Below are 13041 nucleotides of genomic sequence, written 5' to 3'. Positions count from 1 at the left end.
TGGAAGAAATTAAAGCTTTTTGAGTGCGAAGGCGATGGCGGCTGCGTATCCCTCGGTTCCCAGTCCGCAGACGACGCCGATGGCAATGGCGGACAGGTAGGAGTGATGACGGAAAGCTTCGCGCTGGTGGATATTCGAAATATGAACCTCAATGAACGGGATGTCGACGGAGGCCAGCGCGTCGCGCAATGATACGCTGGTATGCGTCAGGCCACCCGGATTGATCACGATCGCATCGACACCTTCCTTCTTGGCCGCCTGAATGCGGTCGATCAAGGCCCCTTCATGATTGCTCTGAAACGCGTTCAGGCGGGCACCAGCCTGACTGGCCTGTTCGATGGCAGCGCGTTCGACGTCGGCAAGTGTTGTGGTCCCGTAGACCTCTGGCTCGCGCGTGCCGAGCAGGTTCAGGTTCGGGCCGTTCAACAGAAGAAGGTTTCTTGCCATGGAGATAAAACTCCGTTTGCCGATGATCGCGGCATTTTGCCGCTGAATGGCGTGGATTGGCAAGAAAAATCCATTGCCTCGCTTTTATCCGGCGTTTCCCGCGACGGCCGGCAGCAAGCCAAGGTCCGTGCGCAGTTGTTCCATTTTCAGCCTGCCCAGATAGGTTTTACGGACGTCGCCTTCCGGGCCGATGACGACGGTGAACGGCAGGCCGCCGGTCTTGTTGCCCAGATTGCGCGAGAGATCGGTGCCTGCCATGCCGCCCATGAAGAGCGGATAGGCGATCTTGTACTTGGCGGCAAACTCCCGGATATTGCTCGGCGAATCGATGCCGATACCGATGATCTGGATGTTTCGGGATGAGACTTCCTGTTGTAATGCTGTTAACTCAGGTATTTCTTCGACGCAGGGCGCACACCAGGTAGCCCAGAAATTGACGATGAGCGTCTTGCCATGAAAATGAGATAACGCTTGCGTCTTGCCGTCGACATCTTCAAGTTGCTGGGTGAACAACGCGGCAACAGCCGGCGATTCCGGCACGGCGGGTGTGTGATGGCGAACGCCGAACCAGATGCCGATGCCGGCGAAGATCAGTGCGATGAGGCCGAATAGAAGAGGACGTTTCATTGAAGTCGGAGGTAGAGTTTGCGATCAGGTGTCGGGGGTGCCGGCATCGGCTTCGATCAACATGCGTACGGCCTGCAGCGGCGCACGATCCGGCTTGCCGTCCGCGCCTTTCCGGCCACTGCGTAAATCCGACGGATCGTAGAGTGCCAGATGGATGCCTTCGTTCTGCCAGACGAAGCTGACGGTTTCGATCGCATCGCCGCGGTCGTCGAAATGCGCGCTTTCCGATACGTCGAAGTCAATGCCCTTGTTCAGCAGATAGATTTCGACATCCTTGGCGCTTTCCGTAAATAGCTGCAAATAGATATCGGAATGGTCGCCGGCGGTGCCATTCAGCACGGCGCCGGTCAGATATGGCTGGAACGGTTGCAGCTCTTCCATCACGCGCAGCGCCAGCTTGCGCAGGTGCAGCAGACGGGCCGGCTGGGTATCGGCGAAAAACAGTTCGTTATAGATACGGACTTCGTCCTCGATCTGCTGATTGTCCGGCAGGATATCGCCGCGCACGCGGTTGTTGCCGAGAATCTGTTTGGCTGCCTTGCGCTTGGCGGTGGCGTAGTCGACGCCGTCCTCGGCGATCATGCGCGCGGCGGCTGCCGCGATTTCGGCACGCAACTGTTCGGTATCGGAAGAGAAGAATGAAGGCATGGCGCGAATGATACTCCGCCGTCAATCGGGCGCGGTCGGGTAAAATCCCGGCATTGCAAACCGAAATTCTACAATGCACATCCATATCCTCGGCGTCTGCGGCACCTTCATGGGCGGACTGGCCGTGCTGGCGAAAGCCGCCGGCCATACGGTGACCGGTTGCGATGCCAACGTCTATCCGCCGATGAGCACGCAGCTCGAGACGCAGGGCATCCAGTTGATCGAAGGCTATGGCCCCGAACAGATCGCCCTGAATCCCGACCTGTACGTGATCGGCAACGTCGTCTCGCGCGGCAATCCGCTGATGGAGGAAATCCTCAATCGTGGTCTGCCGTATACGTCCGGCCCTCAGTGGATGGGCGAGCACATCCTGCGTAGCCGCTGGGTGCTGGCAGTGGCCGGCACGCATGGCAAGACGACCACCTCGTCGATGCTGGCGTGGATACTGGAAGACGCCGGCTACAACCCGGGCTTTCTGATCGGCGGCGTGCCGATGAATTTCGGCATCTCGGCACGGCTGTCAGGCAACGGCAAGGATTCGCCGTTCTTCGTCATCGAGGCCGACGAATACGACACGGCCTTCTTTGACAAGCGCAGCAAGTTCGTGCATTACCACGCGAAGACGGCGATCCTGAACAACCTCGAATACGACCACGCCGATATCTTCCCCGATCTGGCGGCGATCGAGACGCAGTTCCATCATCTGGTACGCACGGTGCCGGGCGTCGGGCGCGTCGTCGCTAATGCACGCGAGGCGTCACTGCAGCGCGTGATTCAGCGCGGCTGCTGGAGCGAACAGGAATGGTTCGGCGTTGATGACGAACGCGGCTGGTCACTGCGCGAGCGCAGCGATGGCAGTTTCGATGTGCTGTTCTACGGCGACGTGCAGGGATCGGTGCAATGGTCGCTGACCGGTGAACACAACCGCATGAATGCGCTCGCTGCGATTGCTGCTGCGCGCCACGTCGGCGTGCCGCCGGCACAGGCGATCGAATCGCTCGGCCGTTTCATCAACGTCAAGCGCCGCATGGAATTGCGCGGCGTGGTCAACGACATCGCGGTGATCGACGATTTCGCGCATCATCCGACGGCGATTGCGACCACGGTGGAAGGCTTGCGCAAAAAGGTCGGCGACGCGCGCATCCTCGCCGTGCTGGAACCGCGTTCGAACACGATGAAGCTGGGCACGATGAAGGAAGCGCTGCCCGGCAGTCTGCGGGACGCCGATCTGGTATTCGGCTACGGCGCGCCGAATGGCAAGGATGCGCTGGGCTGGGATCTGGGTGAAGCGCTGGCGCCGTTGGGCGGCAAGGCAAGCGCCTATGACGATCTGACCAAGCTGGTGGCGGCGATCACCGCTGCCGCGCGTCCCGGTGACCACGTTCTGGTGATGAGCAACGGCGGTTTCGGCGGCGTGCATCAGAAAATCCTGGATGCGCTTGCGAAATGATTCTGTATCTGCACGGTTTTCGTTCGTCGCCGCTGTCGTTCAAGACTGGTTTGCTGGCGCAGCGTATGCAGCAGCTAGGGCGTGGCGACGAATACATTTGCCCGCAATTGCCGGCCTCGCCGCGTGAGGCGGTGGAACTGGCGATGAATATCGCGCGTCGCATAGATCCGTCGGAACTGACTTTGATCGGTTCGTCGCTCGGCGGTTATTACGCGACGTGGATGGCGGAGCAGCTCGGCTGCCGCGCCGCAATGCTGAATCCCGCTGTGCACGCGGCGCGCGATCTGGCGAGTCAGGTCGGCGTGAAAACGCAATACCATTCGAACGAACCGTTCGAGTTCAAGGCCGAATACATCGATGAATTGCAGGCGCTGGTGGTCGAACGCATCACGCGGCCGGAGCGGTATTTCCTGATTGCGGCCACCGGCGACGAATTGCTGGACTGGCGCGAGATGGTGGAGCAGTTCGCCGGTGCACGGCACAAGGTGATCGACGGCAGCGATCATGGCCTGTCGGATTTTGCCGATTACGCGGATGAAGTGCTGGCTTTCTGCGGCGTGGATGCCGGCAAGCCGGCGTGAGTGATGAATGAGCGGTAGAGAGAGCAAGGAATTCTCGATGTGCGGATTGGCGACGGCGCGCTGGTTCTCGCACGTCAATCATGTCGATGCGCCACAGGCGATGCGGCACTGGCTGACCGACCAGCGTTCGCTGACGCTGAAGCTGAAGGAGCGCTGCCATCATTTCCGCGTGCAGCCGCTGGCGCAGCGTCCGGCGATGCCGCTGGCGGATGAGTACGGCGAAATCGATTTGCCGCGCCGCACGCTGGTGCAGGAGCGCGACGTATTTCTGCGCTGCGACGAACGGCCGATGGTATTCGGTCATACGATCGTGCCGTTGACGGCAACGACGACCGACTGGCCGTTCTTCAGCAGTCTCGGTTCGCGTTCGCTGGGCACGACGTTGTTCGGCGATCCGCGCGTGTGGCGCGGCCAACTGGAATATGCGCGGCTCGGATCGCGGCATCCGCTGGTATTGCGTGCTTCTGCTGCATTGCAGGGCGAATCGCAAAAGGAATCGCCAAAGGAATGGCAAAAAGAATTGAAGGGCCCGCTGTTTGCGCGGCGGTGCCTGTATCGACGACACAAGGGTTTGCTTCTGGTGACGGAAGTGTTCCTGCCGGGGATAGAGACGATCTGAACGGCAGCGGTGGAAGACGAACCGATTGATGAACAACGCGCGCAAGCGCATGTGCCGCACGATGCCGGATGACACAAGGCAGCGGCGGACGACCAAGACAAGGCAGCATGAATCTCTTTTTTGATGAATCCGGCGAGTTCAAGGCCGGCGTGGCGATGTCGCAGCAGGGCGAGGCGTATCAGGTCGAACTGCCGTCGGGCAAGCGGACCAAGGTGCGCGCACGCGACGTGCTGCTGCAATTCAATGCTCCGGAGCCGGTCGCCTTCATGGCGGAAGCGCAGGCGATCGCCGACGACATCGACGCCGATTTCCTATGGGAAGTGGCAGGGCAGGATGAGTTCGGTTTTGCCGATCTGGGCAGCGAATACTTCGGCCACGAACCCAAGCCGCACGAAGCGGCCGGCCTGGTGCTGAAGCTGCATTCGGCGCCGATGTATTTCTATCGCAAGGGCAAGGGCCGCTACAAGGCGGCGCCGGAAGAATCGCTGAAGGCCGCGCTGGCCGGCATGGAGAAGAAGCGCCAGCAGGCGCTGGTGCAGGCGCAGTACGTCGAGGAACTGAAGGCGCATCGTCTGCCCGATGCGATGCGTCCGCTGGTGCAGCAGTTGCTGTTCAAGCCGGACAAGAACAGCATCGAATACAAGGCACTGGATGCAGCCTGCAGCGAGATGCAAATCGCGCCGCAGCGCCTGATGCTGGCGACCGGCGGCATCCGTTCCGCCAAGGAACTGCACTTCTCGAAATTCCTGTTCGAATCCTTCCCGAAAGGCATCGGCTTCCCGAACGTGCAATTGCCCGCTCTGCCGGATTTGCCGGTGGCCGATGTGCAGGCATTCTCGATCGACGATGTGACGACGACCGAGATCGACGATGCGATGTCGGTCACGCGCCTGCCGGACGGCAAGGTGCGCATCGGCATCCATATCGCGGCGCCGGCGTTGGGCATCAAGCGCGACGATGCGCTTGATGTGATCGCGCGCCAGCGCATGTCCACCGTCTATATGCCGGGCGACAAGATCACGATGCTGCCGGACGAACTGGTCGATGTGTTTACGCTGGCCGAAGGCGATGCGCGGCCGGCGGTGTCGCTGTACGCGACGCTGGAGCCGAGCGACTGGTCGGTCGTCTCCACCGAGACACGCGCCGAACGTGTGCCGATCACGGCCAACCTGCGGCACAACGATCTCGACATGCTGGTGACGGAAGAGAATCTGGCCACCAATGCTGGCGACTATCCGCACAAGGAAGACATCGCCCTGCTGTGGCAATGGGTGCAGGTGCTGGAAAAAGGCCGCATGGCCAAGCGCGAAGCCTTCGGCTTGCGGCCGGAGCAGACCAACCGCGTCGATTTCAACTTCTATGTGGAAGACGACGTCGTCACCATCCTGCGTCGCAAGCGCGGCGCGCCGCTCGACAAGATCGTGGCCGAACTGGCGATCTTCGCCAACAGCAGCTGGGGCAAGCTGCTGCACGATCACGGCGTGCCGGGCATCTACCGTGCGCAGGGTGCGTCCGGCAACGGCTGGGCGGCAAAGATGCAGGTACGCATGCTGACGCACGCCGCGCCGCATCAAGGACTGGGTGTCGATCAATACGTCTGGGGCACATCGCCGCTGCGCCGCTATACCGATCTCGTCAATCAATGGCAGATTCTGGCCTGCGTCGAGCATGGCGTGACAGCGCCGCTGGCCGCACCGTTCAAGCCGCGCGATGCCGATCTGTTCGCGATCGTTTCCGCTTTCGACGCCGCCTACAGCGCCTACGCTTCCTTCCAGTCCGACATGGAACGCTACTGGTGCCTGCGCTGGCTGGTGCAGGAAAAAGGCGAGGCGGAAACGATAAAGGTCGAGGCGACCGTCCTGAAGGACGAGATCGTGCGACTGGCAGACATCCCGCTCGTCATCAAGCTGCCGGGCATGCCGCAGATCGCGCGCGGTGCGCAGGTGCGGCTCGATCTGCTGCGCTGGGATGAAGTCGATCTGACGGTTGAGGCACGTCTGCTCGACGTGACGCAACATGCCGATGCTGGCGCAGAACAGGCGCTGGATGCACTGGACGAGGAGGATATGTCCGACGATCTGCAGGAAGGCGATGCCGAACCGGTGCCTGAGGCTGAAGCCGGAAGCGAAGCTGCTGCCGAATCCGACAAGAATCCTGCGTCTGCCGAAAATCCTGCTTCGGAATGACGCATGCGCATTAAATTCGGACATCCTTTGCCGTAGAATGCAGCCATCCGAAACTTGCCATCCGTCATCCCGCGCGTGAAGTCCATTCTTCAGAACCGTACGTTGAGCATCGCCATCACGATTTCCGTGCTGGCGCATGCGGTTCTGCTGGCGATCCGTTTTACTGCGCCGGAAGCTTTCAAGTTCAAGCCTGCCGATCCCGGGCTCGAAGTCATCCTCGTCAACGCCAAGCATGACAGGAAGCCGCTGAAGGCCGATGCGCTGGCGCAGGCCAATCTCGACGGCGGCGGCAATGCCGATGCCGGCCGCGCCAAATCGCCGCTACCCGATATGCGCAGGAGCGAGGATGGCGACAGCGCCAAGACGGCGCGCCGCAAGGTCCAGGAGCTGGAACAGCAGCAGCGCCAGTTGCTGGCGCAGATGAAGAGCGACAGCCAGTTCCGCGCCGCGAAGACGAACGACGTCGAACGGAAGGAGCCGCCACAGCCGAGCGCGACCGACATGCTCGACAGTGCCAAGGCATTGCTGCGCCGCGAAGCGGAAATTGCGCGCAGCATCGAGGATTACAACAAGCGGCCGAAGAAAACGCAGGTGACGCCGAGCACACGCGAAGTCGGCTACGCCGCCTATTACAAGGCGCTGCAGGATCGTATCGAACGCTTCGGTACGCTGAATTTCCCGCAGAAGGACGGCAAGAAGCTCTATGGCCAGATGGTCATCTATATCCCTATTTATCAGGATGGCACGCTATATATGAAGGAAGGCGGCCCACGCGTCGAACGCACATCCGGCAATCCTGATCTGGATGCGGCAGCGCTGTCGATCGTGCGCCGTTCTGCACCGTTCGGACGTTTCCCGGACAATATGCGCTCGACCGGCCGTGACGACGTGTGGGAAGTCATTACGCGCTTCAGCTTCACGCGCGACAATGCGCTCGAAACCGAAACCAGGGGGCAGTAAGTGACGAAACCGGATCAGTATGCAGTGATCGGCAATCCGATCGCCCATAGCAAATCGCCCGACATCCATGCGCGCTTTGCCGCCCAGACGAAGCAGAGCATGACGTACGACAGATTGCTGGCGCCGCTGGACGGTTTTGCCGAAGCGGTGCATTCGTTCGTTCAGGCGGGCGGCAAGGGATTGAACGTGACGGTGCCGTTCAAGCTGGAAGCCTTTGCGATGGCGACGACGCTGACGCCGCGCGCGCGTGCGGCGGGTGCCGTCAATACACTGAAATTCGAGAACGGCGGCATGCTGGGCGACAACACGGACGGGTTCGGTCTGGTAACCGATATCGTGCGTAATGCGGGTGTCGCGATCGCCGGCAAGTCGGTGCTGCTGCTTGGTGCCGGTGGCGCGGCGCGCGGTGCGTTGCTGCCTTTGCTGGACGAGCGGCCAGCGCGCCTCGTGGTTGCCAATCGCACGCATGCGAAGGCGGTCGAGCTGGTGCATCGTTTCGATAACAATCCTTTCCTGCATGCCGGCGATTTCGGCGAGCTGGAAGATGTCTTCGATATCGTCATCAATGCGACGGCAGCCAGCCTGTCGTCCGAAGTGCCGCCGGTTTCTCCGCGCGTCTTCGGTCCGCACACGCTGGCCTACGACATGATGTATGCCAGCGAACCGACCGCTTTCATGCGCTTTGCGACACAACATGGCGCGAAGGCACGCGACGGACTTGGCATGCTGGTCGAGCAGGCGGCCGAATCGTTCAACCTGTGGCGTGGCGTGCGACCGGAAACGGCTGCCGTCTTTGCTGAATTGCGGGCGCGCATGGAAGCTACCTGAGTGCACGCCATCGCTCCCTTTATTCGTCTTTATCCGTCTTCATCGTTTTTCCGTAACAGCATATGAAAACCCTGCGCAGGCTGCTGCTCTGGCTGATTCTGGTGCCGGTCGCCCTGATCGTGCTGGTGCAGCTGTATTTTTTCCTGCAGATCGGCTGGTGGGTCAATCACGATCCGGAATCGACCAGCTTCATGCGGCATCAGCTATCCGTCATGCAGGAAAAGAATCCGAACGCGAAGCTGAAGCAGAAATGGGTGCCGTACAACCGGATTTCCAAGAACTTGAAGCGCGCGATCATCGCGTCGGAGGATGCGAATTTTTCCGATCATGAAGGCATCGACTGGACTGCCCTGGAGAAGGCATACGAAAAGAATCTGAAGAAGGGCAGGGTGGTTGCCGGCGGCTCGACGATCACGCAGCAACTGGCGAAGAATCTGTTCCTGTCGGGCGATCGCAGTTATCTGCGCAAGGGACAGGAAGTCGTCATCACCTACATGCTCGAATTCTGGATGGACAAGGAACGCATCTTTGAAATCTATCTGAACGTGGTCGAATGGGGCGTCGGCGTCTACGGCGCCGAGGCGGCAGCACGGCATTATTACGGCGTGTCGGCAGTGCAGCTCGACGCGGTGCAGGCGGCGCGGCTGGCTGTCATGCTGCCCAACCCACGCTACTACGATACGCATCGCGGTTCGGCCTATCTGGCGCGTCGTACCGATTTGATCCTGCGCCGCATGAGTTCGGCGGCCTTGCCGTGATCCAGCCTTCGGGCGTTTGGTTGTCTGTCGGTTATCCGTTTCATCTGTTCGTCATATTTCGTTCCGCATGTATTCCGGCGTGGCTTCGTGTCAACGAACCCTGCCTCAAGGCGTTGAATGGGCAGATGCGGCTTGCGGGTATGGTGACTTATCAGTAAACTTGCGCTGTTTTTATTAACGGAGACCCGACTTGGGTAGTCCAACTTCATGTTGTCAGCCGTTTCTTGACGGTCGATCCGCGAGATAGCGCTTTTGCGCTTGTTCCAAAGCGTCTCTCGCCGATCCGGGTGGGAGGTCGCGTCTAGGCTGCTTGTCGGCCGCGTTCCCCTGAAAAATTCGATATGCCTGCAGCAGAAACTGCAGGACGGGTTGTGTGTGTCATCAGCAAAGGTTGGTGTCTCTAACGCGGCTGGGAGAGCTTATGATCAACGTATTCGTATTACAAAATGGCCGCCTGAACCAGGTCAATATCGAGAGTCGCGCCGATCTTGAAAAGAGCCGGCCGATCTGGGTAGACCTGACCGATCCGAACGAAGAAGAGCGCAGCTGGGTGAGCAGCATCTACGGTGTCACGCTGCCCGGTGAGGACGAGGTCAAGGACATCGAGGCGTCGGCCCGCTACTACGAGGCGGAAAACGGCGATCTGCATCTGCGCACCGACTTCCTGCTGGAAGAGGGCGACGGACCGTCGAGTGTCGTCACGGTCGCTTTCATCCTGACAACAGACATGCTGTTCTCCGTGCATTCGGACGATCTGCCGATCTTCCGGTTGGTGCGCATGCGTGCACGTTCGCGTCCCGGTTCCATCAACGACTATAAAGACGTGCTGCTGGATCTGTATGCGACCGATGCCGAATATTCAGCGGATTCGCTGGAAGGTATTTACCAGACGCTGGAAGAAGTCAGTCATCGTGTGCTGCAGAAGGACGTGACCGACCAGGACGCGGCATCGATCCTGAACGCGATCGCGCACGAGGAAGACTTGAACGGCCGCATCCGCCGCAACATGATGGATACGCGGCGCGCGGTCAGCTTCCTGATGCGTGGCCGCCTTCTGAACCCGGAACAGTTCGACGAAGCGCGCCAGATCATGCGCGATATCGAATCGCTGGATGGTCACACCGCATTCCTGTTCGAGAAGATCAACTTCCTGATGGATGCGACGGTTGGTTTCATCAATATCAACCAGAACAAGATCATCAAGATCTTCTCGGTCGCCAGCGTGGCGTTGCTGCCGCCGACGCTGATCGCCAGCGTATATGGCATGAACATGAACGTGGGCTTTCCGGAGCTGAAGTTCTTCGGCAACTTCGAGTATCCGTATACGCTGATGCTGATGCTCGCCAGCGCACTGGTGCCGATGTGGTACTTCCGCCGTCGCGGCTGGCTGCGGTAATACGGGGAGTGTAGGCAATGCGTTGCGCCGCCGGAACCGGCGGCGCATGAGGTCAGATCAGCCTGCTTTCAGTTGCGCGAAGGCGCGGCGTGCTGTCTGAATCGTTGCGTCGATGACGGCATCGTCATGTTGCGCAGAGACGAATCCTGCTTCGAAAGCAGAAGGCGCCAGATAGACGCCACCATCCAGCATCGCATGGAAGAAGGCGTTGAAGCGCGTCTTGTCGCATTCCATCATCGTCGCGTACGACACCGGCAGTTCTTTCGCAAAATACAGGCCGAACATGCCGCCGACCGCGTCGGCGCAGAAGTCGACGCCGGCTTCGCGTGCGGCTTCCGCCATTCCCTGTGTCAGCTTCGCCGTTTGCGCGGTCAACTGTTGATAGAAGCCAGGAGCCTGAATCAGCTGCAGCGTCGCCATGCCGGCAGCGACCGTAACCGGATTGCCGGACAGCGTGCCTGCCTGATAGACGCCGCCTAGCGGTGCCAGATGCTTCATCAGATCGGCACGACCGCCGAATGCCGCCACCGGCAGGCCGCCACCGATCACTTTGCCTAGCACCGTCAAGTCCGGTGTGATGCCGTACAGCGACTGCGCACCACCGAGTGCGACGCGGAATCCCGACATCACTTCGTCGAAAATCAGCACGGCGCCATGCTGCGTGCACAGGCGGCGCATCGCCTGCAGGAATTCCGGCGTGGCGCGCAGCAGGTTCATGTTGCCAGCGACCGGCTCGACGATCACGCAGGCGATGCGGTCGCCCATCTCGCGGAATGCATCTTCCAGTTTCTGCACATCGTTGTAGTCGAGCACCAGCGTGTGCTTGGCGAAATCCTCCGGCACGCCGGCTGACGTCGGATTGCCGAAGGTCAGCAAGCCGCTGCCGGCCTTCACCAACAGTGAGTCGGCATGGCCGTGATAGCAACCTTCGAACTTGACGATCATGTCGCGTCCTGTTGCACCGCGCGCCAGGCGCAATGCGCTCATCGCCGCTTCGGTGCCGCTGGAGACGAGCCGTACCTGTTCGATCGACGGCACCAGCTTGCAGATCAGTTCCGCCATCTCGATCTCGCCTGCGGTCGGCGCGCCGAACGACAGGCCGCGCGCGGCCGCTTCCTGCACGGCCTGCACGACTTTCGGATGCGCATGGCCGACGATGGCCGGGCCCCACGAGCCGATGTAGTCGATGTAGCGCTTGTCGTCGGCATCCCAGAAGTATGGGCCTTCGGCGCGCGTGATGAAACGCGGCGTGCCGCCGACCGAACGGAAAGCGCGCACTGGCGAGTTGACGCCGCCCGGCGTGCTCAATTGCGCGCGGGCGAACAGGGTATCGTTGTTGGATGTCATGCGGTAATCGTGAGCGGAGAAGTAAAGGGCATTACTGGATGGGCGGATCGACATCGCCGACCGAGCCATCCGATTCGCGCGCCCAGAAATAGCGATCGGGCACGAGCTTGCCCATGCCGAGGCGCTGGGCGTTGGCAATCGCGGCGATGGTGAATTCCTGCGCCTCGAAGGCAGCTTCCGGGACATCGATGCCGTTGGCCAGCAGTGCGGCGATGGTCGCAGCCAGCGTCGAGCCGGCGCCGCTGTACGAGCCGGAAATGCGTTGCCAGTTGTCGTGGCGCACGATGCCGTTCTCGTCGAACAGCGTATTGGCGACATCAGTCAGGTCGGACGGTGTGCCGGTGACGAATACATATTCGCAACCCATTTCGATCAGTCGCATCGCATCGATCGCCATCATGTCTTCGTCGGAAGGCTCGCGCCAGGTTTCGGCCAGGCGCGACAGTTCCACCGCCGACAGCACGAGCAGCGTGGTCTGCGGAATCAGCAGTTCGCGTGTTGCCATCAGCAAGTCTTCGCCTTCGGGCCCTTGGTCGGGCAGCGAGGACAGGAAAGGATCGAAAACCAGCGGAATGTCCGGATAGTCGGAGACGATTTCGGCAATCGCCGAGACGTTCTCGATGCTGCCGACGGCGCTGATCTTGAAGGCCGCGACGGGCATGTCTTCCAGCACGACGCGCGCCTGGTCGATCACCCAGTCCGAATCGACCACCTGCGCATCTTCGATGCGCGCGGTATCGCCAATGAACAGCGATGTCACGACCGACAGGCCGTGGCAGCCCATCGCGGCAAAGGCCGCCAGATCGGCCTGGATGCCAACCGCGCCGACCGGATCGGTCGGCCCGAAAGTGAGAATCAGCGGTGAAGTTTGGTTTTGCACGACGGGTATATTAAGATAGCTGACTGTGCATTTTAACTTGAAGGACTCTCTGCCGTGAGTAATAACGAAGCATCAACTGAACCGTTCAAAACGTGGATGTGCCTGATCTGCGGATGGATTTACGACGAAGCTGCCGGCCTGCCGGAAGAAGGCATTGCGCCGGGGACACGCTGGGCCGACGTGCCGATGAACTGGACCTGTCCGGAATGCGGCGCGCGCAAGGAAGACTTCGAAATGGTCGTGGTCTGATTGCCGTTTGATGGTGCTGTGATGGCGTTGATGCCGTCAAATTTCTGCATTATGAGTTTGGCAAT

At 60.5% G+C, this 13041-nt stretch carries 14 protein-coding genes; 9 read left to right on the top strand and 5 right to left on the bottom strand.

Annotation, left to right across the window (positions count from 1 at the left end):
* Positions 1-9: 9 nt before the first annotated feature.
* The 3 genes from aroQ to ACO1VH_RS04075 form a co-directional block, all read right to left on the bottom strand.
* Positions 10-447, bottom strand: coding sequence for a type II 3-dehydroquinate dehydratase (gene aroQ / locus ACO1VH_RS04085; RefSeq protein ID WP_486242849.1), 438 nt, complete (start codon positions 445-447; stop codon positions 10-12).
* 84 nt (positions 448-531) lie between these two features.
* Positions 532-1074 carry a TlpA disulfide reductase family protein gene (locus ACO1VH_RS04080; protein ID WP_486242665.1) on the bottom strand — a complete coding sequence of 181 codons (543 nt, stop codon included), beginning with the start codon at positions 1072-1074 and terminating at the stop codon, positions 532-534.
* 24 nt (positions 1075-1098) lie between these two features.
* Complete coding sequence (locus ACO1VH_RS04075; protein ID WP_486242664.1) at positions 1099-1722, bottom strand: hypothetical protein; 624 nt, start codon at positions 1720-1722, stop codon at positions 1099-1101.
* A 73-nt stretch (positions 1723-1795) separates the two neighbouring features.
* Between ACO1VH_RS04075 and mpl the strand changes: the two genes are divergently transcribed.
* From mpl to corA, 8 genes are all read left to right on the top strand, one after another.
* Positions 1796-3172 carry a UDP-N-acetylmuramate:L-alanyl-gamma-D-glutamyl-meso-diaminopimelate ligase gene (gene mpl / locus ACO1VH_RS04070; RefSeq protein WP_486242662.1) on the top strand — a complete coding sequence of 459 codons (1377 nt, stop codon included), beginning with the start codon at positions 1796-1798 and terminating at the stop codon, positions 3170-3172.
* Positions 3169-3753: a YqiA/YcfP family alpha/beta fold hydrolase gene (locus ACO1VH_RS04065; RefSeq protein WP_486242660.1), complete on the top strand. Its 585-nt coding sequence runs from the start codon at positions 3169-3171 to the stop codon at positions 3751-3753. The genes mpl and ACO1VH_RS04065 overlap by 4 nt, the downstream gene beginning before the upstream one ends.
* A gap of 7 nt (positions 3754-3760) precedes the next feature.
* Entirely contained in the window at positions 3761-4372 is a 612-nt protein-coding gene (locus ACO1VH_RS04060; protein WP_486242658.1) for a chorismate--pyruvate lyase family protein, read from the top strand.
* A 107-nt stretch (positions 4373-4479) separates the two neighbouring features.
* Positions 4480-6558 carry a ribonuclease catalytic domain-containing protein gene (locus tag ACO1VH_RS04055; protein ID WP_486242656.1) on the top strand — a complete coding sequence of 693 codons (2079 nt, stop codon included), beginning with the start codon at positions 4480-4482 and terminating at the stop codon, positions 6556-6558.
* A 75-nt stretch (positions 6559-6633) separates the two neighbouring features.
* The gene (locus ACO1VH_RS04050) at positions 6634-7518 is read left to right on the top strand and encodes a TonB C-terminal domain-containing protein (protein WP_486242654.1); all 885 of its coding nucleotides are present in this window, start codon (positions 6634-6636) and stop codon (positions 7516-7518) included.
* Positions 7519-8346 carry a shikimate dehydrogenase gene (aroE, locus tag ACO1VH_RS04045; protein WP_486242652.1) on the top strand — a complete coding sequence of 276 codons (828 nt, stop codon included), beginning with the start codon at positions 7519-7521 and terminating at the stop codon, positions 8344-8346.
* A 62-nt stretch (positions 8347-8408) separates the two neighbouring features.
* Complete coding sequence (gene mtgA / locus ACO1VH_RS04040) at positions 8409-9104, top strand: monofunctional biosynthetic peptidoglycan transglycosylase (protein WP_486242651.1); 696 nt, start codon at positions 8409-8411, stop codon at positions 9102-9104.
* A gap of 421 nt (positions 9105-9525) precedes the next feature.
* Positions 9526-10500 carry a magnesium/cobalt transporter CorA gene (corA, locus tag ACO1VH_RS04035; protein WP_486242649.1) on the top strand — a complete coding sequence of 325 codons (975 nt, stop codon included), beginning with the start codon at positions 9526-9528 and terminating at the stop codon, positions 10498-10500.
* A 57-nt stretch (positions 10501-10557) separates the two neighbouring features.
* Here the strand turns inward: corA and hemL are convergent, their stop codons facing one another.
* Positions 10558-11847 (bottom strand): glutamate-1-semialdehyde 2,1-aminomutase, encoded by a 1290-nt coding sequence (hemL, locus tag ACO1VH_RS04030; RefSeq protein WP_486242647.1) that lies wholly within the window; start codon positions 11845-11847, stop codon positions 10558-10560.
* A 31-nt stretch (positions 11848-11878) separates the two neighbouring features.
* Positions 11879-12727: a bifunctional hydroxymethylpyrimidine kinase/phosphomethylpyrimidine kinase gene (gene thiD, locus ACO1VH_RS04025; protein ID WP_486242646.1), complete on the bottom strand. Its 849-nt coding sequence runs from the start codon at positions 12725-12727 to the stop codon at positions 11879-11881.
* A 96-nt stretch (positions 12728-12823) separates the two neighbouring features.
* Between thiD and ACO1VH_RS04020 the strand changes: the two genes are divergently transcribed.
* Positions 12824-12976 carry a rubredoxin gene (locus ACO1VH_RS04020; protein WP_188419999.1) on the top strand — a complete coding sequence of 51 codons (153 nt, stop codon included), beginning with the start codon at positions 12824-12826 and terminating at the stop codon, positions 12974-12976.
* Positions 12977-13041 lie beyond the last annotated feature (65 nt).

It is taken from the genome of Oxalicibacterium sp. (assembly GCF_057353965.1).
Note: the sequence above shows the minus strand (reverse complement) of the source record. Positions and strands in the feature narration are given on the sequence as shown.

What these genes read in the sequence shown, in the direction of transcription:
- aroQ (WP_486242849.1), bottom strand. Translation starts at nt 447, where the DNA reads ATGGCAAGAAACCTTCTTCTGTTGAACGGCCCGAACCTGAACCTGCTC.
- ACO1VH_RS04080 (WP_486242665.1), bottom strand. Translation starts at nt 1,074, where the DNA reads ATGAAACGTCCTCTTCTATTCGGCCTCATCGCACTGATCTTCGCCGGC.
- ACO1VH_RS04075 (WP_486242664.1), bottom strand. Translation starts at nt 1,722, where the DNA reads ATGCCTTCATTCTTCTCTTCCGATACCGAACAGTTGCGTGCCGAAATC.
- mpl (WP_486242662.1), top strand. Translation starts at nt 1,796, where the DNA reads ATGCACATCCATATCCTCGGCGTCTGCGGCACCTTCATGGGCGGACTG.
- ACO1VH_RS04065 (WP_486242660.1), top strand. Translation starts at nt 3,169, where the DNA reads ATGATTCTGTATCTGCACGGTTTTCGTTCGTCGCCGCTGTCGTTCAAG.
- ACO1VH_RS04060 (WP_486242658.1), top strand. Translation starts at nt 3,761, where the DNA reads ATGAGCGGTAGAGAGAGCAAGGAATTCTCGATGTGCGGATTGGCGACG.
- ACO1VH_RS04055 (WP_486242656.1), top strand. Translation starts at nt 4,480, where the DNA reads ATGAATCTCTTTTTTGATGAATCCGGCGAGTTCAAGGCCGGCGTGGCG.
- mtgA (WP_486242651.1), top strand. Translation starts at nt 8,409, where the DNA reads ATGAAAACCCTGCGCAGGCTGCTGCTCTGGCTGATTCTGGTGCCGGTC.
- corA (WP_486242649.1), top strand. Translation starts at nt 9,526, where the DNA reads ATGATCAACGTATTCGTATTACAAAATGGCCGCCTGAACCAGGTCAAT.
- hemL (WP_486242647.1), bottom strand. Translation starts at nt 11,847, where the DNA reads ATGACATCCAACAACGATACCCTGTTCGCCCGCGCGCAATTGAGCACG.
- ACO1VH_RS04020 (WP_188419999.1), top strand. Translation starts at nt 12,824, where the DNA reads ATGTGCCTGATCTGCGGATGGATTTACGACGAAGCTGCCGGCCTGCCG.